Here is a 22576-nt window from a genome sequence, read left to right on the forward strand (position 1 = left end):
CCTCGGCCCGCGAGCCAAGGCCGTGATCCGGCGGTAGCCGTACCTGCCATACTGCCGGGCCAGGTTGATAATGCTCTCGGTGAGCGCCGCCTCGTCGTCCGCTGCGCGCGGCACCTTGCGCTGCGTCGAGCGGTGCTGTCCCAGCACCCGGCAGGCAAACCGCTCCGAAACCTCCAGCTTGCCCGTGACGTGCTCGACGCAGGCCCGACGGCGGGCGGCGCTCACGGGTTTCCCGAGGCGGCTTCCTTCAGCACCAGCTTCTCGAGCGTCAGATCCGCCACGGCCTTGCGGAGCCGCCCGTTCTCCTGCTCCAGCTGCTTCAGCTGCTTCAGCTGCTTCAGCTGCTTCACCTGGTCCAGCTTCAGGCCGCCGTATTCGCTTCACCAGCGGTAGTAGCTCTGCTCCGTCACCCCGATCGTGCGCACCGCCTCGGCAGTGGTCTTGCCCTGCGCCAGCATTACCTCGACCTGCCGCAGCTTGGCCACCATCTCTTCCGGCTTGTGGTGCTTCCTTGCCATCCCAACACCCTTCACGGTTCCGCCGGTCTCACCTTACCGGCGGACCGCTTCTACGGGGGAAGGTCAGTCGCTGCCATGAACTATTCAGGCTGGAATTTCGCCAGCCGGAAAAGGGTCTCAGCTCGTTCGACATCACTTCGAATGAAGGCAGCGAAGTCGGTACCCACCTCAGCCATTGGAACAATACCGAGTGTGCCAACACGCGCAAAAACGTCGGGCTCCAACATTCCCGTCCGCAATGCGTCGCCGATCCGCGCAACAATCTCCGCCGGTAGCGCCTGCGGTCCCCAGAGTCCCCACCACGACTGAATATCGAGATTCGGCATGCCACCCTCGGCCGCCGTTGGCACGTTCGGGGCTGCGTCACTGCGGGTGGCCGAGGTGATGGCGAGGGCCCTCGCAAGCCCGTCGCGCGCGGGCGGCCATGTCGCGAGAATGGGCTCGAAGACGAGCGCGACGTTGCCTGCCACAACATCGGTGATGGCGGGAGCGGTGCCACGATATGGCACCTGCACGAGCTCAACGCCTGCTTGGCGGATGAACTCAATCGTAGCGAGGTGGCCCGCTGCGCCAAGGGAGGAAACTGCAACTGGCCAGTCCCGCGGATTTGAGCGGACAGCGGACAAGAGTTCCTGCAGCGTGTTCGGCAAGCGGCTCCGGTTCATCAGGAGCAGCAACGGCCCCCGTCCGGTGCGGACAATCGGTCGAAGGTCAGCCACAGGGTCATAGCCGGGATTTCGCATCACCTGCCGCGCCAGAACCTGGATCGAGGCGGAGAAGCACAACATGTAGCCATCAGGTGCCGCTTCAGCGACCGCGCGTCCACCGATGGCACCATTGGCACCGGGTCGGTTCTCCACAACGAAGGGCTGACCCAGCTTCTCACTGAGCTTGGCCGCTGTAACGCGTGCCATCGCATCCGTCGAACCACCAGGAGTAAAGGGCACGATCACCCGCACCGGGCGACTGGGCCATGCTCCCTGGGCAAGGGCAGGCGCCGCTAGGGCCGGGGCGGTGAGAGCGGCAAGGAGCGCGCGGCGTTTCATAGCAGCATCGTATCAGCCCGCCGCGTCGATGCTAGTCCCATGCATCCGCGCTTCAGCCTCGCCCCCATTCTCAGCCATGAACGCCACCCCTGCCGACCCCAGGGCGCGAACAGCAAAGAGTTTGCCCTCACTTCTTTTTGCCGTGATTTGCCCCTGCGAGGAGCGCTTCGCCTCACTGCTCCGGGTGCTGGCGCGGCGGTGCCGAGGATCCTCACATGGCTGGGGGGAGTGGCTCTGTCACCGTCAGGACCCGAGGTCGGGCCCGATCAGCTAGGTCCTACGACCCAGAGCCCCGCCGAGGATCGACCGGGAGGGTCAGCCACAAGCGTTCGGTGAGCTGCCGCGGCAACGCTTTGCTCTGAACAACCAGCCTTTCGAGCAGATTGTGGGCGGGTCATGCGGCTAACCGATTGGCAAGGCAGGTGGTCGCAAGTTCGCGACGTCGAGCAACCCCAAAACGGTGGTGTTCCCCTTGCGCTCCAAACTTGCTTTGTCCGACGTGCAGATCGTCATCGAGCGTCGCGGCTTCGGCGCTTCCGTGTGGTGGTGGCGCCTCATCGAGGATCTCCCCGCGGCGCCGCCCCGGTCCAACGGGGAGGGGTCACGTGGCTATCGTAGCGCACAGACTGCCCACGAGGCGGCCACTGCGTCGGTGCGGCAGTTGCAGGAAGCCAACCAGCACTCGCGCTGACGGCCGGTACCAACCGCCCTACTGCGAGGAGATGGAAGCTGCCGACGGGTTCCCAGCCGGCAGCTTCCGTCAACGTGGCGTGACCTTTGCCTCCACCACGTTGGGTAAGGGGAGGACTACGCCCTCTTTGTAAATAGCCCATGAGCAGCAGCCGACTTTGTCACCGCCAGGGCTCTTCAGGAGGGGCCAAACGCGAAGCTCGGCTGTTCCGGGGTCATCTCCGTGCCCTGGTCGAAGTTCGAGACCTTCACGCCGAGCAGGCGCACCTTCCGTGTGAGCAGATAGAGCCCGCGCACCAGCTCAAGGGCAATTCCGACTAGCTCTGCGCGGCCGGCAACTGGAGCCGGCAGCGTGCGGCTGCGTGTGGCCTGCTGGAAGTCAGCCCAGCGCAGCTTCGCCGTAACCGTCCGCCCCATCTTGCCCGTGCGCTCGCACCAACCCCAGACCTCGTCAGCCAGCGCCAGGATCGCGGTCTCCACCTCGTCAGGTCTGGCCAGGTCGCGGTCATAGGTTGTCTCCGAACCGAACGACTTGCGCGGCCGGTCGGGCACCACCGGCCGGTGGTCCTCCCCACGAGCAATGCCGTGGAAGTGGGGGCCCTCCTTGCCGAAGTGCTGCTGGAGAAATGCCAGGCTGCGCTCGCGCGGGTCCCGCCCGGTGCAGATACCGAGCGCCTCCACGCGGGCAGCTGTCGCTGGTCCAACGCCGTGAAAGCGCGAGACCTCCAGCGCCGCAATGAAGCCCGGCCTCTGCTCGGGCGTGATGACGAACATGCCGTTCGGCTTGCGCATGTCGCTCGCAAGCTTGGCGAGAAACTTGTTGTAGGAGACCCCTGCTGAGACGGTCAGCCCGGTGCGGGCCAGGATCTCGGGCCGGATCATGCATGCCACCGCCGTTGCGGTTAGCCATGCCTTCCGGTTCTCAGTCACGTCGAGATAGGCCTCGTCCGGTGAGAGCGGCTCCACCAGGGCTGTGTGCTCCAGGAACACCTCGCGGATCTGCGCCGAGACCTCCCGGTAGCGCTCCAACCAGGGCGGCACGAAGACCAGCTCCGGGCAGAGCCGAGCCGCCGTCCTGGAGGGCAGGGCGGAGCGCACCCCGAGCGCGCGTGCCTCGCAACTGGCTGCGGCCACCACCCCACGCTCCGGGAGCCTCCGACTGCTAGAGCGTGCCCCCAGCGCCGGGTCATCCTGCTACTCCACTGAGGCGTAGAAGGCGTCCATGTCCACGTCGATGATCTTGCGTAGCGTGGTCACGTCTGAGCCGGAGGGAAGGGAAGCTGCTGCCGAGATCGCTGGGCGGCGTCCGGACGGCCTCAGCATCGCTTGGCGCCTCCTCCGATTCGTCTAGAACAAATCACGAGCGGACGTATATCGATCGTCGGGTCGTCTGGAGCACCCCATGCCCGACCTGCTGCGCCCACCTGATGACCTGATCTCCGTCACGTGGCAAGGCCCGGCGCGGTGGCGGAGATCTCGCGGCAAGCTTGGCCGCAGAGCGGCTGGTCGAGCACCTGCAGCGTAGCGGCTTCGTGTTCATGCGCGGACGGAGTACTCGCCTGCACACTAACCGCGGGACATGCCTTCGGGATTCCTCGTTGAAACACTCGCCATTTACAGAACTGTTTCAATTGAACACGCCTTGAACAGACTCGGTTAAGGTCACCTCTACAGGCGAGAAAAACGAAACCTTGAAGACAAATGGCTGGCTGACAGTGACGGTTACCAACGTCACCGCCCCTTGCGTCACGCAGCCGGACATCGTGACTGTCAGCGCCGATGGCGAGAGGAACGGCGCCCCAAAATCTAGACCGGTCAGAGATCCAGAGAGGCCTGTACAAGGGGCGCGTAGCGCGTTCATGTTGGCGAAACCCCTGAGGCTTGCGACGCGTGCTGCTTCACCTGCCAGGCTCCGAAGCGCCTGCTGCGTGAACTCGAATCGTGCTACCTCCATGCTGCCCAGCAACAGCGTGAGGGCTAGCCCACCAATTAGGGCAAACTCCAGTGCAGTGGCACCGCACCTGCACCGCAGTTTAGCCCAAGCGGACGGTAGCATGTCCAAGGCTCCGGTTCGTTCCAGGCAACAGCAAAGGCGAAAGCGTCCGACTGGCCGAGATGGTTATGATGCGAGCCTGCGGAGCAGTGCAAGCTGCAGCGCAGGCCTGAGCCGTGCCCGCGCAGAAGCAGGTAATTGTAATATCCGCCACCGCGAGCGCCGGCCAAGCCCGTTGTACCGTCTGCCGAATGGCCCCCTCGTCGCTGGGAGCGGCGAAGGCGAGCTGAGCACCGGCGCGAACCGCATGCTCCAGCCTCATTCCCGTTTGCACCTGATTGCCGAGATCGAAGCCTCCGAGCAGTAGCAGTGCCAGCGCGGGCACCCAAATGGCGAACTCCGTTGCTGACGCACCCTTCCGGCCGAAAGCCTCACGCAAGCTCCTCATTCTACTAGTCTAACGGTGCGGATTGTCGGATAAGGAGCAAAGCCTGAGCAGCCGGAGACGTCGAGGTCCGTGTCGGAGTTGCCGGAGAAGGACAGCCGGTATGCTACCAAGGACATGCAGGTGGATCCGATATCACTTGTGCCGTTCATCACTAAGTTAGAGGTCGGGAAATACATCCCGCCATTCAACCTCAACGCCGCCCCGCCATTCAACTGAACCTCCTTCTGAGATCCGTTGTTGGTTGCGCGCGCATCTCGATAAAATAGCAGCCCGTCGCTTTCTGGATGGCCTGAAATAAGAGGTGAGGTTGGGCCGTGCAGGTCGCCTTTGGCCTGAGCATTTATTTGTATCGTCCCTACGCTGTCCGGATCGCCCGTCATGACAATCGTGACGCCGTTGCCCTGTATAGTTCCTCGCACCGTCAGGTCCGCATTCTTGAAGTAATAGATCCCTGGATTGAGTGTGAGCGTGTCGTTCGTCCCGACCGTTACGGAGGAGCAGATAGCCTGTCCGGGTGAGATGGTGGCCGCATTCTTGCTGAAATCTACGGTCTGACACCCCGCAGGCGGAGAAGGCGTCCAGCCCTGGAGCCCTGCGAATGGATCACGGATCGGCATAGATCGATTCGCAACAGTGATCGGTCGCTGAGTCCGCGTGTCATCGGTCCATACATCCCCGCCCGCGCAGTTGTTGCAGGCCCCCGTCGTGACGAGTTGCGCTACCCGCACTCTTGAGCTGCCGTTGATCGAAATTCCGTTCGAAGCGGTGGCGTTGGAGGCCATGGCGCAGCGCCGCACGTTCAGCGTGCTGTTGCCGCCCAGTTCCAAGCCGCCGCCCAACGCCAATACACAGACTTCCTCGTCGGCATGCACGACAGCAACGGCGCGGCTCTGCACGATTGGCGCGTTGGAGATGAAGAGGCGCGCTATTGTAAGGGGCATTGCGCGCCTCACCAGCACCTCTACCGCGTTCGCATTGCCGGCCTGCGCGCCGCTGAGCGGCGGATTATTGACCACGATGATCGTATCAGCCGCCGGACTAAATCCATTTCGCGCTACTGTGTCGCGCCCGATCGCCACGGCGTCTACGCCACGTTCCACCGCCGCGGCGCCGGCAAGCGCAGCCATGTCGACTGCAGTAACGGCATTACGTTTGGCGAGGTACCAAGCACCTCCTTCGGTCGCGAGGCCCGCAAAACCCAGCAACATGGTGGCAGCCCCTGCCATAATTGCAGTCGTACCGCCGCGCTGATCGAGCCAAGGAGGGAGGCGTCGCATTCTCCGATTCTCCTATGCTAGCAGTTAACGAAGCGCAAAAACGCAGCCCGGTTCCGCAAACAGAAGCACAAATCACCGGGCCTTCCGTTAAGGTTTGAAGAACGATTATGAAGAAGCTTTGATTCGAGTGGCTAAAGACTTCCGCATAGGCTTCAGATGTCATTAGGCCTCAGCAAGGGCTACGTATGACAGACACCAGTCCGGCAGAGGCGGAATTGTTCGGCGGGAATGGTGTTCTCCGATGGTAACCACAACAATGGGATAATGTGCCATGATCCGTTCTGCCATTCAGGCTTTCCGCAGCACCAAGGCGGTTTCTGCCGCCGAGTATGCGATCCTCGCAGTTGGCATCGTCGTGGTCGTCGGCGGCGCCGCTTCCGCCTTCAAGGCACCGCTCGCGAAAGCCTTCACCGACCTTGGCGCGAAGATCACCACGACCCAGACCACCTCCGGAACCTAAGACACAAGGCGGCAGGAAGAGTCGCGAACTATCGAGAGCCGCGCGAATGACGCGCGGCTCCCGATCCTAAAGCCGCTTGAAGAAGACAGCGGCCCCGCAATTCGGTGACGAGAAACCTTGGCGACAGACACCGAGCTGGCGGCCTCGGCATCGACCGGGCGCCAATGGTGTCTTCTCACTGGCAACGATGGGATAAAGTGCATGATCCGCTCCGCTCTGCATGTCCTCCGCAGCACCAAGGCTGTTTCCGCCGCTGAGTACGCGATCCTGGCGGTCGGCATCGTTGTGGTCGTTGGCGGCGCCGCTTCCGCTTTTAAGGAACCTCTAAAGGACGCCTTTACTGCTCTCGGCGATAAGATCAGCACCGTTCAGGCCGCGCAGCAGTAGGCTAAACGAGCAAGCTGGGCCGGTCTTGGCCGGCTGATCCTGGAATGGAGCGGAGATGCACATCACTACTCAGCTTCTGTTCACCGCTCCGCTTCTCGCCTATGCGTGCTGGCGTGATTTGTCCGCGCGTATGATCCCGGATACCGCGTCCCTAGCGTTGGCTGGCATCAGCCTGGCGGCACGGCTCTCGCTAGGCGTGGAGGCTGCGCTGCTATCCCTCCTCACCGCCTCTCTGCTTCTTGGAATTCTCCTATTCTGCGCAGTCCGCGGATGGCTCGGCGGGGGTGACGTGAAACTTGCGAGCGCAGTTGCCGTCGGCATGTCGCCTGGTGCGACCTGGGACTTTACCTTCTTCACCGCGCTGGCGGGCGGGCTGCTCGGCGTGGTGTATCTCCTCGGACCGCTTTTCGCCCCGCGCCTCGTAGCAGCTCCCGGTGCCGGCCTGCTGCCTCGGCTGGCCGCCGTCGAAGCCCGGCGCCTCAGGCGCCGCGGCCCGCTCCCATACGGATTCGCCATCGCTGCCGGGGCCCTGGCCGTGCTGGTCGCAAACCTCCGCTGAGAGATGGTTCGCACCATGCTGCTCCGCATTTTTGTCATGCTGTCGCTGATCATCACCGCAGCTGGGCTGGGCGCGGCCGGCATGCTGATGCTCGCCCCTCCGGCTCCACCGCCGGCATCCGAGAGCCAAGCCCTCACTCCGCCGCCGCCACCACCCGCCCGCGCCCGAATGCTCGTGGCCGCCCGTGCCCTGCCTGCCGGAACGCTGCTGAAAGAGGACGACTTCACGGCGCGCGAGGTCGCGCCGGACGAGCTGCCGGAACGCGCCGTTCCGCCCACCGACGAGGCCCGTGCCGAGTTGCGCGGCGCTATGCTCCGCCACTTCATGGAACCCGGCGCGCCGCTGGACCGCACGCAGTACCTCCGCCCCCGCGATCGCGGCTTCCTTGCCGCCGTGCTGGCACCGGGCAAGCGCGCCATCTCGATCGGCGTCGATGTCGTCACCGGCACGGCCGGGCTGATCTGGCCGGGAGACCAAGTGGACCTGATCCTGACGCAGGAACTGGGCGCCAGCGATGCGCCGCTCGCCCGCCGCATCGTCGGCGAAACGATGCTGACTGATGTGCGCGTGATTGCGGTCGACCAGCAGATCACGCAGGGCGCAAGTGGCGCAGAAGCCACAGTGAACCGCGTGGCGCGCACGGTGACCCTTGAAGTTACCACTGCACAGGCTGAACGTGTCGCCGTGGGAAGCCGCCTCGGACGTGTCGCGCTGACGGTCCGCGCCATTGAGCCCGAACGGGCCCTGGTCGCCGGTGCCCCCTCCTCCTCCCTTTTCGGGGCGGATGTCTCTCCCGCGCTGGCGCGCGCGGGGCTGAGTCAGGGGTTGAGCATGCGGGTGATCCAGGGTGACGAATCCAAGAACGTCGTGTTTCGATGATCCGCTTCTTCGCGCTGTTCGTCTGCGCCGCCATTGCGGCGCCTGCTTGGGGTCAGCAGTCTATGCCGCGCGCCCAGGTGGCGCCGCAGCTTGCTCCCCGTCCGTCCGCAGGAACGCAAATCCCGCCCGCCGCATCGCCCGAAACGGCACGTGGCGGCGGGGCCACGCGACTGACGCTGGTGGCCGGCACCGGCCGACTTCTACCCCTTCCCGGCCCGGCCCTGACCGTGCTGGCTGCGGATCCGCGAATCGCCCGTGTTCAGCCGGCCTCTCCCACAAGCCTTTTCGTCATGGGGGTGGGCGCAGGCCGCACTACGATCGTCGCCACGGCTGAGGATGGCAGCCCGGTGGCGGAGTACGACGTCACCGTACTGGCCAGCGCCCCGGCGGCGCCGGCTTCAGGAGCACCCGCCGCCGAGGGTGCCGCCGCGGCACCGGGGTCCAGCCCCGCCGCGATCGAGAGCATGATTCACCGCTTGGTGCCCGGCGCCGCAGAGGCCCGCGTCGCCGCTGCCGGACCGCGTCTCATCGTGCTGTCCGGCCAGGTCGCCTCCGCCGCCGACGCGCAGCGTGCCGAGGCCATGGCCCGCGCGATGGCCGGCACGGACCGGGAGATCTCGAATCGCCTAGTGCTGCTGGGTTCAATCCAGGTGAACGTCCGCGTGCGCGTAGCGGAGATCTCGCGCCAGGTCTCGCGCGAGCTCGGCTTCAACTGGCAAGCGCTGGCCAATACTGGAGGCAATTTCCTGATTGGCCTGCGCAGCGGCGCGGTGGGCGCCGTGGCAGGTGCCCTGACTGGCGCGGCGGCTGCCGTCAGTGGCGTCCCACAGCGCTACGGCGTAGCCTACAACTCGTCTCGATTCGACATCAACGCGGTGATCGATGCCTTGGCCGAGGACCAGCTGATCACCATCCTGGCTGAGCCGAACCTCACCGCCCAGTCAGGCGAGGTCGCGAGCTTTCTCGCCGGCGGCGAGTTCCCAGTGCCCGTGGCGGCGAGCAGCACAAGCAACGCTATCACCATCGAGTTCAAGCCTTTCGGTATTAGCTTGGCCTTCGTGCCGACAGTCCTGGCGCCGGACCGGCTGAACCTGCGAATACGGCCCGAGGTGAGCGAGCTGACCGAGAACGGTTCCATTTCCCTGCCGCTAAGCACCGGGGTGGTTCGCATCCCCGCGCTAAACGTGCGGCGCGCGGAGACGACGGTGGAACTCGGCAGCGGCCAGTCTTTCGCCATTGCCGGGCTGCTGTCCAGCGGCAGCACGACAGCCAACAGCGGCCTCGCCGGGCTGACAGATATTCCCGTGCTGGGCGCGCTGTTCCGCTCCGACCGGTTTCGTCGGAACGAGACTGAGCTGGTGATCATCGTGACCCCCTATCTTGTTCGTCCTGTTTCGGATCCCGGATCACTTGTCTTGCCGACGGACGGCATCCGCCCTGCCACCGACCTCGATCGGATCCTCTACCGCCGCCAGATCGCCCGCGGGTTGCCCACGCCGCCCGGCCGCAGCGCCCTGGACGCAGGCTTCATCCTGGAGTGATTCCGATGCGCGCGCAGCGGCCCTTTCCGCTCCTGCTTCTTCCGCTACTGGTACTGGGCGCCTGCCAGGGGGATGATTTCTCCCGCCCGGGCACTTGGCGCTCGAGCCAGGCCAATGATGCCAACCTTGCGGTCATGCTGGCCGATCCGCAGGATGCGCGGCAGGGCCGCGCGGCGCCTGATAGCCGCGGTCAGGCCGCGGCCGTGGCGGTGGGCCGGCTGACATCCGGCCGCCGCTTCCCGCTTCCGGCGTCGACCCTATCCCGCATCGCCCCGGTCAGCCCCGAGCCGGTTGCCACCCAGCCTGCCACGGTTGAGGGAGGCGCCGGTGCACGCTGACTTCCCCCATCATAGTTTCCCACGTGAGGCGGCCGATCTCTCCCGTGGCAGCCACGCAAGCGGCGACCGCGCTGCCTTCCTTGCCTTCGTGCAGGACGATGCCTCGGAAGCGGCCATCCGCGGGGGCCTCGCGGAATGGGGTGGAGGTATCGCGCTGCGGCGGGGGGGCATCGCAACCGCCATCAAAGCCCTGGAACGGGAGGCAACCCCCCACGTGTTGCTGGTGGACATCGCCGGCATTGATGATCCAGTGGGGCAGCTTGAAGCCCTGGCCGGCATTTGTACCCCAGACGTCCGGGTGCTGGTGGTCGGCAACAATGCGGAAATCAGCTTCTACCGCCAGCTCACCCGTGAGCTAGGCGTAGCTGAATACACCCACAAGCCACTGACCCGGGACAGCACGGCGCGGCTCTTCGGGCCATTCTTAGCCGGAGGCACGACCGAGTCGGACACGACGCGGCGCGGCGGCCAGGTCGTTGCCGTCTGCGGTGCGCGGGGTGGTGTCGGCTCCACCACTGTCGCCGTGCACCTGGCTATGCATCTGGCGGAGGTGAGCCGCGGTCATGTCGTGCTGCTCGACATGCAGCTGCGCCGTGGAACGACCGGCCTTATGTTCGGCGTGCGGCCACCTCCTGGGCTGCGCGTCGCCCTGGAGGATCCGGAGAGGGTCGATGGGCTGTTCCTGGAACGCTGCGCGGTGTCGATCAGTGAGCGACTGAAGCTGATCGCGGCGGAGGAGCCGATGGATGCCATGCCCACACCAACCATCGAGGGCGTAACCGGGCTGCTCGGCCTGCTACGGCAGCGGTTCAACTACGTGGTAGTCGACCTCCGGATGCCGCCCGGCCCAACGGAGCGTGCCGTCCTGGCAGCATCCCGTTTGATGCTAACCGTCATGGGGCCCGACGTCGCCAGCATTCGGGCGGCCATCGCAGCACGCAAGCTGGTTTCCGGCGGCGCGGCACGGATGATGACGGTGCTGAACCGCGACGGCCTTGCCGGTGGCCTGAAGCGCAAGCACGTTATGGAGGGGCTCGGCACCGCGCCAGACGTCACCATCACGGACCTGCCGAAGCTGCTGCCGCGTGCCGCCAACCTCGGCCGGGCGGCGCTGGCGCATTCCGCCGTGCTGCGTCGCGCCCTGGCGCCGGTGACGGAGGAGATCGCCGCCGTGCACACAACCGCCGCCCGGCCCGGTCTGCTGGCCCGCCTGCTTGGAAACCAGGCGTGAAAGCCTTCGGCCGACGCGCCGAAGCGCCAGTGCTGACATCCTTGCCGCAGCCGATAGAGGCCGGAGGAGCCATGATGCCGCTGGCGCCGGGCGTTCCACTAGAGGACCTGCGCACGCGCGTCATGGAGCAGGTAGACCCCATCATCGCCTCCGAGCTGTCCCGCCCGGCTCTTCGGGCGCAGCTGGTGTCATTGGTCCATGACATGGCCAACAGGGAGCGCATCGGCCTTTCCGCTCGCGAGCAGGAGCGGATCGCGGAGGAGCTGGAGCACGACATGGTGGGCTACGGCCCGCTGGAGCCATTGCTGGCTGACGAGACGATTAGTGATATCATGGTAAACGGCCCCGACAACGTCTTCATCGAGCGGCGGGGCAAGCTGGTCCGCGCGGACGTGCGCTTCCGCAGCGCGCAGCAGGTGGCGACCATCGCCCAAAAGATGGCCGCAACTGTCGGGCGTCGGGTCGACGAGAGTAGCCCCCTTGTCGATTGTCGCCTCCTGGACGGCAGCCGCGTGAACGTCGTCTTTCCGCCTTTAGCCATCGACGGCTGCAGCATTTCCATCCGCAAGTTCTCGAAGAAGAAGATCGACCTCCAAGCTATGGCCGAGGGCGGGTCAATGTCGACGGGCGTGGCGCGGGTGCTGGAGATAGCAGCGCGATGTCGGTTGAACGTCGTTGTCTCTGGCGGGACCGGCTCAGGCAAGACCACAATGATGAACGCGATGAGCCGCTTCATCGACCATGGCGAGCGTATCGTTACAATCGAGGACGCGGCGGAGCTGCAGTTGCAGCAGCCGCATATCGTCCGGCTAGAGACCCGCCCTCCGAACCTGGAGGGCAAGGGCGAGATTAGCCAGCGCGACCTCATGAAGAACGCGCTCCGTATGCGGCCTGACCGCATCATTGTGGGAGAGGTACGCGGGGCCGAAGCTTTCGACATGCTCCAGGCCATGAACACCGGCCATGACGGATCCTACTGCACTGTCCACGCCAACACAGCCCGGGACGCAATGGTACGCATCGAGAACATGGTGCAGATGGGGCAGAACAATCTTCCTTCCCGCGCCATCCGCACGCAGATCGCGAGCGCCGTGGATCTGATCGTGCAGGTGGAGCGCATGCGCGACGGTGGGCGCCGTGTCTCTCAGGTGGCTGAGGTCTGCGGACTTGAGGGGGACGTGATAACGATGAACGACATCTTCGCTTTCGAGTACCGGGGGGATGACGAGAACGGGCGCATCCTCGGCCGCTGGGTGACGCCTGGCATCCGTCCCGGCTTCTTCGATCGCTTAGAATATTTCGGCCTCGGCGAGGCTTGGTTGCGCGCGGTCGGGCAAGGCTGAGATGTCTCGCGAGCTGCTGTCGATTGTCCTGTTTGGACTGCTTCTGCTTTGTGTCCTTCTGTGCGTGGTGGCGCTACGTCAGTCGGGAGATGGCAATGCGCTGCGATGCCGGCTGCGTGGCCTTTCCGGCACGGCGGCGGAAGCTGGCCCTACGCTGCCGCCCCGTTCAATCCGCGTGGACCGTAACCGGCACGGCCGGCTCTCGACGAAGCTCCTCTCCCTGATTCATTTCGATCACGACATGCCGCAGGCCCGTTCCATGCCTTGGCCCCTGGTCGCGGTGCTGGCGGTAGCAGGCGGCATCCTGACCTTCTCCCTAGTGGCGGGCTGGCTCGGAACGCTCGTGGCAGCCTCCGGCGGGTTAGTCGCATCCATCGTTTGCGCCCGCTTCCTATTTGGCTGGCAGCGCACCCGTTACGCCGATGCCGTCTTCCAGCAAATTCCGGACGCGCTGGGGCTGATGGTGCGCGCCATCCGCGCCGGACTGCCGCTGGCCGAGGCATTACGTGGCGTCGCGCGCGAGATTTCCTCCCCCACGCGGGAGGAATTCGTCCGCGTTTCCGGAGAGATGGCGATCGGGCGCCCCGTCGAGGAAGCACTGGCCGGTCTATCGGCACGCACTGGCGTGAAGGAATACGCCTTCCTAGCCGTCACGCTCGGCCTGCAGTCGCAGACCGGCGGCAGCTTGGCTGAGACGCTCGACAACCTCGCCGATCTCGTCCGCAAGCGCGTCGCCATGGCCAAGCGTGCCCGCGCCCTGGCGGCGGAGGCGAACATGCAGGCGGGCATGTTGGTGGTTCTTCCCTTCATTGCGGCGCTGGCGATGTCGGCCATTCAGCCTTTTTACATCGAAACTTTCACGCAGAATCCGACAGGGCGGATCATGGCGGGGGTAGGCCTGTTCATGATGCTGCTGGGTCTGCTGACTATCCGCTGGTTGATTCGCCAGGCCGGGAGGGGTTGAGCCGGTGACGACAGCCAACATGCCGCTGATGGTTGCAGCGATTGGGGCTGCCGTGTGTCTCGCCATGCTGGCGGCCCTGCTCCTGGGCCGCGCGGCAGAAGACCGCGATCTGTCGGTGCATTTGCGACGTGTGGTGCGGGATTCCAAGCCGGGTTTGGTGAAGCCGTCCGGTATGCATCTTGGTTGGACTATGCTCAGCCCGGTCATGTGGCTCGGTCGGGCTCTGCGGAACTCAGCCTTCGTATCGGATAAGGACGCGGCGGAGTTGCAGCGCGCGGCCGCGGCTGCAGGCCTCGATTCGCGCACGGCGGTGCCAATGCTGATCGGCATTAAAGCCACCTTATTGGTGTTGCTGCCCGCAGGCAGCCTTTTTTATATCGGAATGAGCGGCCTCGAGGCGCTGCAGGGTTCTATGCTCCTGGCGGGTTCCCTGTGCTTAGGGATCCTGTTACCGAACTGGGCCGTCTCCCTGCTCCGGCGCCCCTTCCAGAACCGCCTGCGATTGGGTCTGCCCGATGCCCTGGACCTCCTGGTGGTGGCCGCCGAGGCCGGGCTTGGGCTGGAGACGGCGGTGGATCGGGTGGCGCGCGAAATGCAAAACTCCAACACAGGAATCGCACTCGAGTTCAGCATTCTTGTGCAGGAATTGCGCATGCTACCGGATAGGAGCATGGCTCTTGAGCGAATGGGGGAACGGACGGGGATGGAGGGTTTTAGGCGTCTCGGCGCGACGCTTTCCCAAACGCTGCGCTACGGCACACCACTGGCGCAGGCTCTGCGCGTGCTTTCTGCTGAGATGCGGCAGGAGCGTATGCTTCGTATCGAGGAGAAAGCCATCCGCCTGCCAGCGCTTCTGGTCGGCCCGCTCATTCTGTTCATCCTGCCGGCCCTATTCATTGCCCTGATCGGTCCATCAGTGCTGGAGATCGGTAGACAGTTCTCGGGATCCCCTTGATGAGCCGCTGGACTGTCCTTCTACTCGTGCTGGCGGGATGTGTGGGATCCGGACCAGGTGGCATCACGCAGCATGACAACGATGCGCGACTTCGGGTTGCCGCCGCTGCAGAGGCGTCTGGTCAGACCGATGTGGCGCTCTCCATGCTTGCCTCGGCGGCAGCTGCAGCACCGGGCGACACGGTCGTGCAATCCCGTTACGCCGCTGCCCTTCTGCGCGCTGGAGAGATAGGCCGGGCTGAGGAAATCCTAACGCGAGCCTTGCGCCGCAACCCAGATGCTGGCCCACTTCTTGAGGGACTTGGCCGAGTACGGCTGCGTGCCGGCGCTGCCCAGGAAGCGGTTGCGCTATTCGATCAAGTGCTCGCTCGAGAACCGAACTCGGCTTTGGCATTATCTGGGCGTGGTATCGGACTGGATTTGCAGGGGCAGCATGCCGACGCACTTGCCAGCCATCGCATGGCGTTTGCCCGGTCGCCGGACGACATCGGCATTGCCAATAATCTGGCGGTATCCCTAATGCTGGCCGGGCGCCTTGAGGAGGCAGAAGCGCTTTTGGCTCCGTTGGCCCGAAGGCCCGGCGTGCCTGCGCGGGTCACGCTGAATTTAGCGATGGTCCGTGTAGCCCGGGGCGACCGCATCGGAGCGGAGACATTGGTCGACAGAAATGTAATCGTTGATCGCCTTCTGCCTTGGTCGGACGCTCTCAAAGTACCTTGATACGGATCGCGACGCTGGCACAGGGGCCCTCAGTGCTGCCCTGCACAATTTTGTGCCTTGCTCCCGCTATCGCGCAGTTCTGGAGCTTACGGGCGCGTAGTTTATCGTCCGACCTGGGAGCGGTGCCGGGGTGAGCCTGAGGAAGATGGAGCTATGACGCGGGACCTGTGACAGGATCTGCAATAGGGCAGGAGGCACCCACTATGGACGATCATGTCTACAAGCTCGTGGAGTTGGTCGGAACCTCGGAGGAGAGCGTCGCGGACGCGATCGACACTGCAATTAAACGAGCCAGTGCGACGGTGAGGAACATCCGATGGTTTGAGGTGGTCCAGGTCCGGGGCGAAGTGGTGAACGGAGAGGTCGGACGCTACCAGGTGACCCTTAAAGTGGGCTTCACGCTGGACGAGCCGTCACTGCGGACTGAATGATGCTTTAGCCGTAGACCATCAGCACTCCGGCGTTCTTTTACCGGCAACGGTAGGATCCCAGTCAGGAGACGCGCCATGCCCAGGATCGTCTGGCTTACTGGGCTAGTACCAGCCCTTACCCTATCCCTTGCCGCATGCACGCAGAACTCGGCACCGTCCGGCCAAGCCGTTCCCACCACGCCTCAGGACAGGCTGTACGCCTGCCAGATGAAGGGCGCTGAGGCGGAGGACCGGGTGTACGGGCCACTGGGCGACCTCAGCGTTGACAGCGCGCTCGTCAGGGCACGGGTCACAGATGACTGTCTCAAGGGCAGGCCCAGCCCGGTCATCATCGGGACCCCAGGACTCGGATAGTCGGCGCATGCTGACACCGCTCGCCACGACCGCCCGCGGCATTGCGCGCCCTCAAGCGAAGCGCCTCTTAAATCCCGTTTTACCTTACCGTGGTCTGATCGAGATACGAGAGGGCCATCGGTAATTCGATCCGCGCATGGTGGGGGTTACGGCCTGGGCTGGTGTGGTCTGCGAAAGCAGCCACGCCAGCCCTCCTCGGGAGCAGCCGGCCGGTGGTGCCTGCCAGCCTGACCGGCCGGCTGCTTGCCCGTGACCTTCAAGCGTGCATTCGATCAATGCGGCGCACTCAGGCTCTATGGCGGGTGTCAGGCGAAAGCGGTAGCTACGTACTCACCACCAAGCACCTCAGTGCGTACCTGCACCCGCGGCTCAGGCGCCGGCATTGAAAGCTCCAGCAAGGCCGCGGTGTTGTGCAGGATGGCGGCAGACTGATTGTCGCCCCGCTCGGAGGCGTATTCGGACAGGCACTGCAAAATAGCCAGAACAGACCGCAGTTCGGTCTCGAAGGTCCGCTCGGTGGTTTCGCGTGGCGACATTCTGTGGCTCTCGCTGCAGGTGTGCTGCCGGTCCGCCGCACACGTTTTTTGTGTGCAACATTTCTCATCCGGTGACCGGGTTTGCAAAGCTAAAGAAACGGTCTGTCTGCTCGCCTAGGAGCCGGACTGACCACGGTAGATAAGGGTGAGGCTGTAACAGCTTGATACACCCCAGTTCTCATCACTGATGCATGAATGTCACAGTCACCGACCGTCCTTCGTTTCCGAGATGCAATCGGTTGAGATTGGTTTTGCGGCTCCGGAACTAATTGTAGGTCGCCACCGGAACGTTAATAGTGCGTCAAGACTGAGGACACTGATGTATGGCTCGTAACGCACTGTTCGTCGCCAAGGCCATTCAAGCCGCGCTGCACGAAGGCTTGGAACTTCATCTCGACGGCATTATTGATCCCTCGGTCCGCTCGGCAGAAATCCGGGCTACCTGCGGACGTATCGCTGACTACTTGGTCTCCGCACCCCTGCCGATCGCCGATGACGAACTGGCCGCTCACCGAGCCCTGATCGCCGCTACCTTGCAGGCCGCTGAACGTCAGCTCCGTGCGAATATGGTGGATGCCTGATCTGGCCCAGTAGCTGCGTTGAGGTAGTGCAATGACCAGGGGCGAATGCCCAGAGTTCCAGCCGACGCCAAGTGCAACCCATGTTAACGCTCAACCGTTGGTAGCGCGGCGCTGTTACGCTACGCCGTTCCCACCTGACTAGCGTCCGCTCTTAGGGGTGGGCGGAGGCTAGCCGCCCCTCCCTACTCATCCCAGCCGCGTACCTTGCTGCTCCTTACTTCGAGGAGGCGGTTAGGCCGGGTAGAGGCGGAGGAGCGCTTCGCCCAGTCGCTCTGGAGGCTGCCGGCGTGGAGTTCATTGCAGAGAAGCGTAGAGGGGGGTGGAGTGATCCTGCGCGACGGCCTGCGCTGCCAACTGCCGGTGCGGGCGGCCGACCTCGCGTAGGGGCGCAGCAGGCTTCAATTCGGTGCGGGCGCTTCCGAAGCTCGCCCGACCTCACGGCGGCTATGAAAGAGGCGGCATCTTCCTTCCATCGCGGTGTCACAGGCAGGTGGGGAAGGCTCTTCCCGCCAATGCGGCAGTTGTCGATTTCTACGATGCTCGCGGTGAACTCGTCATCGCACCTCATTGGCAGAAGGAAAGTCTCGTTCTGCGATGCGCCGGGCATTATGTTTCCAGCGTTGAAGCCACGCCTCTCGGTCCTACCGCGCCACCCAAATTCGATGGTGCCACTGAGGAAGTCCAAGCGCTGGGCAAGCTGGTTGCCTAGAGTAAGAGTGAAGTCGCAACTGTAGGACTTGGACTGCGCGACGCCCGACACCGAGAGACCTCTTGAGGGTAGGTCCTGCCCGGACGCCTGATGGGCGAAGGTCAGAAGAAGCGCGAATGTGGCAATTCCGCGCATGGCGGCTACTGGTCCCTTCCAAGCCGGCGTCTATGCCGTGCCCCTGCAGACTAAATGGACCAGGAGCCTGACGCTGACTAGCCGCTTATCTGGAGGAGCCAGCGGGCGGCGTCTCATGTTGGAGCCTGCTAGCTGGCGGTTCTAAAGGAACGAAGCTTCGCGAAAGCAGGCGATCCCTTCTCGTGCAGCGCAATTGTGCCATGGTAGCTCAGATCGTCACGGATGAACCGCACAAGACGGGTGAGGTCGCGGTAGGCGCGCACACCAGCGCCGCGGAACAGGCCAATGGCGACAAAACCGCGACGCCAACTCGGCAGCAGGTAGGGGACATGCTCCACCCCACCAGCCTCGTCGCGCCGGGCCACGATGAGCACGTTCTCAATGCGCCCGCCAGCTTGGAAGCAGGTTCGGATGTCGGCCTCCTGCATCATCCCTGCCAAAGGCCACCCTCTTCATTGGCAGCCTCATGTAGGAAGCAGGCAGGCATTTTCAGTTCCGCACGTCACCTCCTCCTAGCGTACAGTACCGCGAGAAGCTCGGTGAGCAGCCCGTCAGCCTGGCTGAGATTGTTCTGGCGAGCAAATAAGGCAAGGTCGTGCGCGGCTACTACGAACAAGGTCAAATCAGGTTCGTTGCGCCTTGGAGCTGCTTCGTCGCCATTGGCTGGGTCTGCGGTCATCGGGCGATCTGACCTTTTGTTAATGTTTTTAGCGCGCGGTTAGGACACCGTGCATAATTACAGACCAGTCCAAGTGGTGCGGCATCACAAAAGGTTTCGCCTCATCGACAGCCAAGAACTGCCTCGGTTCCTCTGCGTTCGGGACCTCCGATCAGAGCACGGGAAGGAAGTCATGCAAGATGGGCTGAATGCACCGGGCGACGATAGCCTTTCGCTAGTAGTCGCCGAAGCACTGAAGAGGATGCTCACTGGCAGGGAGCCAGCCCAAGCTCCGGCAGAACTTCTGCAGACATTGCGGTGGCAATTGGCGAAGGTCCTTGCCGAGGCGCCGATGACGGGTGGCGACGTAGCGGAGATTGACCTGCGCGCTCGCCTAGCTTGCGTGTTCGAGCAGGAAATCAGCAAGCAGGAAGCGCTCGCCGGATCGACGAGCACAGGTTCGCACCCTGCCCTGGGCTATGAGGAGAGGCGCCGGTGGCCGCGTTACCAGGTCCACTTGCGCGCGCAGCTCCTATCGGGTGCAGGTTCCTTCGATTGCACCGTCATCGACCTGTCCGAAGGGGGAGCTCAGATCGATGTTGCCGAGTCTATCCCCCTCTCAGCGATTGCCGTTCTGAATATCGAGGACGGCGCAACCTATGTTGCGCGGCGCCGATGGGTGAACGGCACCCGGGCAGGGTTCGAGTTCACCGGAGCACCTTTGGTGTCCGGCGGGCCATAACGAGCCAACCGAGCACGACCGGGATCAGCGTGCTCGGCCCGTCAACGGCATCGATGAGCGGGATGCTCTACTGTGCCCGCTCAGTTCTTTGCTTCACCAGGTCGGGGACCACGCTGCATCTCACCGATAGCGAAGAGGATGTCAGCCCACGTTCCCGCGCCGGCCTCATCACCCAGGTCCACCAGCTCCTGCATGCGCCGGCTGGCCGCCGCGGATGCCTCCGCCCCGTGCTTATCGATCAGGATCTTCGCAGCCCGGTAGCTGTCGATCCCCACCTCGTAGCGGGCGAGGCGGACAGCATCCTCGTCACCGCTCATCCGCCCTGCCCCCGCGCGGCATCGAGCGACAGCATCAGCGCCTCGCTGGCAGCCTCACCACCATCGATCATGGCGGCCCGGCCAGCGGCCCACGTCATGACCGCCACAGCCACCTCTCGCTCGTGCCAGCCAGCGTCCTGCGCCTCGGCCATGATAGAAGCCAAGGCGGGGGCGAGCGCCTCACCACACAGGGAGAAGCGCCGTCCAGGGTGGACGTCCATGGACGGTGGTGGACGGATCGGGATTGCGCGGCTGGCCATGTCCTGATGCTGCCAAATCGCCGGCCGCGCCGTAACCACCTCTGTCGGCCGAGATGCCCTCTGAGGCTTGCTCCGCTTGGCTCATCTCGCGAGCCAGTAGCAGTAGCGCCCTGCGCTTGTCGGCCGGCAGCTGGTCCCAGTGGCGCAGCAGTTCCATGCGGCCAACCACCCCGGGGCTGGGCGGCCCATGCAAGGCCTTGTCGATCCATTGGCCGACCACGCCAGCCGCAGGGTGCTGGAACACCTCGGCCGGTTCAATCCTGGCATCGAGGGGATTGGGGCGGCCGTCGAAGGGGGTGGGAGGCAGGGGCATGGCGACGAACATTCTAGCAACCAAATGAGTTCACGGCCAACCGCAATTGACCTTGCCGCGGCTCAGAACTGTCCTTCGGACACCTGCTTGCCCAGTGCTGCGACCGTGGCACGATGGCTTATGATTCGCACGCGATGCCTCGGCCTCTCGCTCCTCCTTGCTCTCGCTCTTCTCGTCCCGCTCTCCGCCTGGGCCGCCGAGCTGACCGGTAGGGTGGTCGGTCTCGCTGACGGTGATACCCTCACCCTGCTCACACCAGAGCGCCGCCAAGTCCGGGTCCGCCTCGGCGAGATCGACACGCCCGAGAGCCGACAGCCCTACGGTTCGCGGGCGCAGCAGGCTCTCTCCGAGCTAGTGTTTGGCAAGGAGGCGCGGGTGGTGGTGCAGGACACTGATCGCTACGGCCGGACGGTCGGGCGGGTTTATGCCGGCTCGGTAGATGTAAATGCAGAGATGGTCCGCCAGGGCGCGGCCTGGGTCTATCGGCAGTACAGCCGGGATGCCTCGCTGCTGCAGCTTGAGGCTGAGGCGAAGGCGGCTCGACGCGGGCTCTGGGCGCTACCTGAGGCGGAGAGGACGCCGCCGTGGGAGTGGCGAGCGGCTGAGCGTAGTGGTGGTGCCAGGCCAACCGAAGCCCCGCCGGCTGTCGCTCCCCAGCGATCCACGCCGGCAGCCTCCAGCGGCTTCAGCTGCGGCGGGAAGCAGTACTGCCGGGAGATGACCAGCTGCGCTGAGGCCCGGTTCTACCTCAACCAGTGCGGGCTCTCGCGGCTGGATGGGGATCGGGATGGGGTACCGTGTGAGACGCTCTGTCGGTAAGTGACGGCCGCTCTGTTAAGCATAACTGAGGTGTTGAAGCGTCTCGCCCGGCACTCGCGACCCGATCGGCTCAAGATTCATCGCGGGCAACGTGGTGACACTGGATTGCAGACCGAGGTCGACGCCCTCAAGGCTGCGATCGCTGAACTACTCCGCCTGCTGCTTACGGCTACCGTTTACCAAGTCGGCCTTGAACAACCAGCGACCTGTTGATCTGAGGCAGGAAAGCTCGGGATTTGGGCTGCTGAAACTGCAAGGTTTGATTGGAATAAGCGGCAAGGCCTGCGATTCTGCCGGCCATGAAGCACCGTTCCCGCCCGGCTGAGCAGGACGACCTGCTACGGCCGCGCCTGGTCGACATGATCGATGGTCGGCATGAGCTGGTCCGGCTGGCCGCTTTGATCGACTGGTCCTGGTTCGAGCGGGAGTGGGCCGGCTTCTTCCCCGCCGGTGAGGGACGGCCCGCCACCCACCCGCGCCTGGTGGCGGGGCTGATGTACCTGCAGCATGCCTATGGCCTCTCCGACGACGCGGTCGTCGCCCGCTGGGTGGAGAACCCGTACCTCCAGCACTTCACCGGCGAGACCTTTTTCCAGCATCGGGCTCCCATCCACCCCTCTTCCCTCAGCCGCTGGCGCAACCGTATCGGTGAGGAAGGCGTGGAGTGGCTGCTGACCAAGACCATCGAGGCGGCCTGTGCCTCGGGCGCCGTGTCGGAACGCAGCCTGGCTGAGATCGCGGTGGACACCACGGTGATGGAGAGGGCCATCGCGCATCCGACCGACAGCCGCCTCTACGAGAGGGCGCGCCGCTCGCTGGTGGCACTGGCAGGGAAGGCCGGGATCGCCCTGCGGCAGACCTACAACCGCCTGGCCCCGCGCCTGGCCGGCAGGGTCGGACGTCACGCCCATGCCCGCCCGTTCCGACGCATGCGCAAGGCACTGCGCAGGCTGAAGGGCTACACGGGACGCGTCTTGCGCGACATCGGCCGCAAGCTCGGCGCCGTTCCCGCAGGGCTTCTGCGGACGCGCATCGAGCAACGCATGACCCTTGTCGCCCGCCTGGACGTTGGTGCATCGATCGGAGCGTTGGACGCATCTCTCCCAGGAGCCCTGGCGATCAGGTGGTGCGCACATACTCCGGGCGACCCAGGTTTAGCATGCGGTTCAGCACCTCGGCCGCGAGGGCCACCTCGGTCGCTTGCCGTCTGTCCGTTTGCGAGCGCAGGCCATCTCCGATGACGCGCTTCCAACGCGACACGTCAGCCTCGACCAGAGCACGCCAGTTGTAGCCAGACGCTCTCTGCCAGCCCATGCGGCCGCGCTCGGCAATGGTCTGCAGGTGGCGATCACGCGCTGTTGGGTCAGTCTCAG

The 22576-nt window shown here is 64.5% G+C and carries 27 protein-coding genes and 3 pseudogenes; 17 read left to right on the forward strand and 13 right to left on the reverse strand.

From position 1 onward, the window contains the following. Window positions 1-518 (reverse strand): annotated as a pseudogene (locus BO39_RS34630) (transposase); the annotation flags it as partial. 80 nt (window positions 519-598) lie between these two features. Continuing rightward, entirely contained in the window at window positions 599-1477 is an 879-nt protein-coding gene (locus BO39_RS25795; RefSeq protein WP_245615413.1) for a Bug family tripartite tricarboxylate transporter substrate binding protein, read from the reverse strand. A gap of 559 nt (window positions 1478-2036) precedes the next feature. Here BO39_RS25795 and BO39_RS25800 point away from each other — a divergent pair. Beyond that, window positions 2037-2255, forward strand: a complete 219-nt coding sequence (locus tag BO39_RS25800; protein ID WP_156963928.1) for a hypothetical protein — start codon at window positions 2037-2039, stop codon at window positions 2253-2255. Between the two features lie 176 nt (window positions 2256-2431). Here the strand turns inward: BO39_RS25800 and dinB are convergent, their stop codons facing one another. The 6 genes and pseudogenes from dinB to BO39_RS31680 all read right to left on the reverse strand — a co-directional run bounded on the left by dinB (window position 2432) and on the right by BO39_RS31680 (window position 5972). Next, the gene (gene dinB, locus BO39_RS25805) at window positions 2432-3433 is read right to left on the reverse strand and encodes a DNA polymerase IV (protein ID WP_281175631.1); all 1002 of its coding nucleotides are present in this window, start codon (window positions 3431-3433) and stop codon (window positions 2432-2434) included. Window positions 3434-3448: 15 nt separating this feature from the next. After that, entirely contained in the window at window positions 3449-3577 is a 129-nt protein-coding gene (locus tag BO39_RS35045; RefSeq protein WP_281175630.1) for a hypothetical protein, read from the reverse strand. A gap of 304 nt (window positions 3578-3881) precedes the next feature. Further along, entirely contained in the window at window positions 3882-4115 is a 234-nt protein-coding gene (locus tag BO39_RS34635; RefSeq protein ID WP_245615417.1) for a hypothetical protein, read from the reverse strand. A 39-nt stretch (window positions 4116-4154) separates the two neighbouring features. After that, window positions 4155-4310, reverse strand: a pseudogene (locus BO39_RS35400) (TadE/TadG family type IV pilus assembly protein); the annotation flags it as partial. Further along, window positions 4288-4695, reverse strand: a complete 408-nt coding sequence (locus tag BO39_RS35405) for a TadE/TadG family type IV pilus assembly protein (protein ID WP_084698519.1) — start codon at window positions 4693-4695, stop codon at window positions 4288-4290. The pseudogene BO39_RS35400 and the gene BO39_RS35405, both read right to left, overlap by 23 nt. Beyond that, on the reverse strand, window positions 4692-5972 hold the full coding sequence (locus tag BO39_RS31680; RefSeq protein ID WP_084698520.1) for a pilus assembly protein TadG-related protein: 1281 nt from the start codon (window positions 5970-5972) through the stop codon (window positions 4692-4694). The genes BO39_RS35405 and BO39_RS31680 overlap by 4 nt, the downstream gene beginning before the upstream one ends. Window positions 5973-6243: 271 nt before the next feature. On the opposite strand from BO39_RS31680, the gene BO39_RS25810 reads away from it, so the two are divergent. The 12 genes from BO39_RS25810 to BO39_RS25860 all read left to right on the forward strand — a co-directional run bounded on the left by BO39_RS25810 (window position 6244) and on the right by BO39_RS25860 (window position 15779). Continuing rightward, the gene (locus tag BO39_RS25810) at window positions 6244-6432 is read left to right on the forward strand and encodes a hypothetical protein (RefSeq protein WP_043839169.1); all 189 of its coding nucleotides are present in this window, start codon (window positions 6244-6246) and stop codon (window positions 6430-6432) included. Window positions 6433-6633: 201 nt separating this feature from the next. Next, complete coding sequence (locus BO39_RS25815; protein ID WP_043839172.1) at window positions 6634-6819, forward strand: hypothetical protein; 186 nt, start codon at window positions 6634-6636, stop codon at window positions 6817-6819. Window positions 6820-6874: 55 nt separating this feature from the next. After that, entirely contained in the window at window positions 6875-7378 is a 504-nt protein-coding gene (locus tag BO39_RS31685) for a prepilin peptidase (RefSeq protein WP_043839174.1), read from the forward strand. 15 nt (window positions 7379-7393) lie between these two features. Then, window positions 7394-8257, forward strand: coding sequence for a Flp pilus assembly protein CpaB (gene cpaB / locus BO39_RS25825; RefSeq protein ID WP_043839201.1), 864 nt, complete (start codon window positions 7394-7396; stop codon window positions 8255-8257). Next, window positions 8254-9798, forward strand: a complete 1545-nt coding sequence (locus tag BO39_RS25830; protein WP_052402721.1) for a type II and III secretion system protein family protein — start codon at window positions 8254-8256, stop codon at window positions 9796-9798. The genes cpaB and BO39_RS25830 overlap by 4 nt, the downstream gene beginning before the upstream one ends. A 5-nt stretch (window positions 9799-9803) precedes the next feature. Continuing rightward, entirely contained in the window at window positions 9804-10136 is a 333-nt protein-coding gene (locus tag BO39_RS25835) for a hypothetical protein (RefSeq protein ID WP_043839176.1), read from the forward strand. Further along, window positions 10126-11367: a CpaE/TadZ family protein gene (locus BO39_RS30470; protein WP_052402723.1), complete on the forward strand. Its 1242-nt coding sequence runs from the start codon at window positions 10126-10128 to the stop codon at window positions 11365-11367. The genes BO39_RS25835 and BO39_RS30470 overlap by 11 nt, the downstream gene beginning before the upstream one ends. Next, window positions 11364-12710, forward strand: a complete 1347-nt coding sequence (locus BO39_RS25845; RefSeq protein WP_043839179.1) for a TadA family conjugal transfer-associated ATPase — start codon at window positions 11364-11366, stop codon at window positions 12708-12710. Before BO39_RS30470 ends, BO39_RS25845 begins: the two co-directional genes overlap by 4 nt. Before the next feature lies 1 nt (window position 12711). Next, window positions 12712-13674, forward strand: coding sequence for a type II secretion system F family protein (locus tag BO39_RS25850; RefSeq protein WP_084698522.1), 963 nt, complete (start codon window positions 12712-12714; stop codon window positions 13672-13674). Between the two features lie 4 nt (window positions 13675-13678). Next, entirely contained in the window at window positions 13679-14629 is a 951-nt protein-coding gene (locus tag BO39_RS25855) for a type II secretion system F family protein (RefSeq protein WP_156963929.1), read from the forward strand. Next, entirely contained in the window at window positions 14629-15348 is a 720-nt protein-coding gene (locus BO39_RS31690; protein ID WP_084698523.1) for a tetratricopeptide repeat protein, read from the forward strand. The genes BO39_RS25855 and BO39_RS31690 overlap by 1 nt, the downstream gene beginning before the upstream one ends. A 203-nt stretch (window positions 15349-15551) precedes the next feature. Continuing rightward, the gene (locus BO39_RS25860) at window positions 15552-15779 is read left to right on the forward strand and encodes a dodecin (RefSeq protein ID WP_043839181.1); all 228 of its coding nucleotides are present in this window, start codon (window positions 15552-15554) and stop codon (window positions 15777-15779) included. Window positions 15780-16438: 659 nt separating this feature from the next. Here the strand turns inward: BO39_RS25860 and BO39_RS25870 are convergent. Next, window positions 16439-16669 carry a hypothetical protein gene (locus BO39_RS25870; RefSeq protein WP_043839186.1) on the reverse strand — a complete coding sequence of 77 codons (231 nt, stop codon included), beginning with the start codon at window positions 16667-16669 and terminating at the stop codon, window positions 16439-16441. Window positions 16670-16992: 323 nt separating this feature from the next. On the opposite strand from BO39_RS25870, the gene BO39_RS25875 reads away from it, so the two are divergent. Beyond that, window positions 16993-17250, forward strand: coding sequence for a hypothetical protein (locus BO39_RS25875; RefSeq protein ID WP_043839188.1), 258 nt, complete (start codon window positions 16993-16995; stop codon window positions 17248-17250). A gap of 972 nt (window positions 17251-18222) precedes the next feature. Here BO39_RS25875 and BO39_RS25880 read toward each other — a convergent pair. After that, entirely contained in the window at window positions 18223-18525 is a 303-nt protein-coding gene (locus BO39_RS25880; protein WP_043839191.1) for a hypothetical protein, read from the reverse strand. Window positions 18526-18945: 420 nt separating this feature from the next. Here BO39_RS25880 and BO39_RS25885 point away from each other — a divergent pair, with 420 nt between their 5' ends. Then, on the forward strand, window positions 18946-19494 hold the full coding sequence (locus BO39_RS25885; RefSeq protein WP_043839193.1) for a PilZ domain-containing protein: 549 nt from the start codon (window positions 18946-18948) through the stop codon (window positions 19492-19494). 80 nt (window positions 19495-19574) lie between these two features. Here the strand turns inward: BO39_RS25885 and BO39_RS25890 are convergent, their stop codons facing one another. From BO39_RS25890 to BO39_RS33075, 3 genes are read right to left on the reverse strand one after another with little or no spacing between them, the layout of a single operon-like run. Next, the gene (locus BO39_RS25890; protein WP_043839195.1) at window positions 19575-19811 is read right to left on the reverse strand and encodes a hypothetical protein; all 237 of its coding nucleotides are present in this window, start codon (window positions 19809-19811) and stop codon (window positions 19575-19577) included. Next, complete coding sequence (locus tag BO39_RS25895) at window positions 19808-19975, reverse strand: hypothetical protein (protein WP_156963930.1); 168 nt, start codon at window positions 19973-19975, stop codon at window positions 19808-19810. The genes BO39_RS25890 and BO39_RS25895 overlap by 4 nt, the downstream gene beginning before the upstream one ends. A 16-nt stretch (window positions 19976-19991) precedes the next feature. Next, the gene (locus tag BO39_RS33075) at window positions 19992-20396 is read right to left on the reverse strand and encodes a hypothetical protein (RefSeq protein WP_156963931.1); all 405 of its coding nucleotides are present in this window, start codon (window positions 20394-20396) and stop codon (window positions 19992-19994) included. Between the two features lie 108 nt (window positions 20397-20504). On the opposite strand from BO39_RS33075, the gene BO39_RS25900 reads away from it, so the two are divergent. After that, window positions 20505-21203 carry a thermonuclease family protein gene (locus BO39_RS25900; protein ID WP_043839199.1) on the forward strand — a complete coding sequence of 233 codons (699 nt, stop codon included), beginning with the start codon at window positions 20505-20507 and terminating at the stop codon, window positions 21201-21203. A 299-nt stretch (window positions 21204-21502) separates the two neighbouring features. Beyond that, window positions 21503-22267, forward strand: a pseudogene (locus tag BO39_RS25905) (IS5 family transposase); the annotation flags it as partial. Window positions 22268-22576 lie beyond the last annotated feature (309 nt).

The sequence above is a fragment of the Roseomonas aerilata DSM 19363 genome, from assembly GCF_000711725.1.
Classification (GTDB): Bacteria; Pseudomonadota; Alphaproteobacteria; order Acetobacterales; family Acetobacteraceae; genus Roseomonas; species Roseomonas aerilata.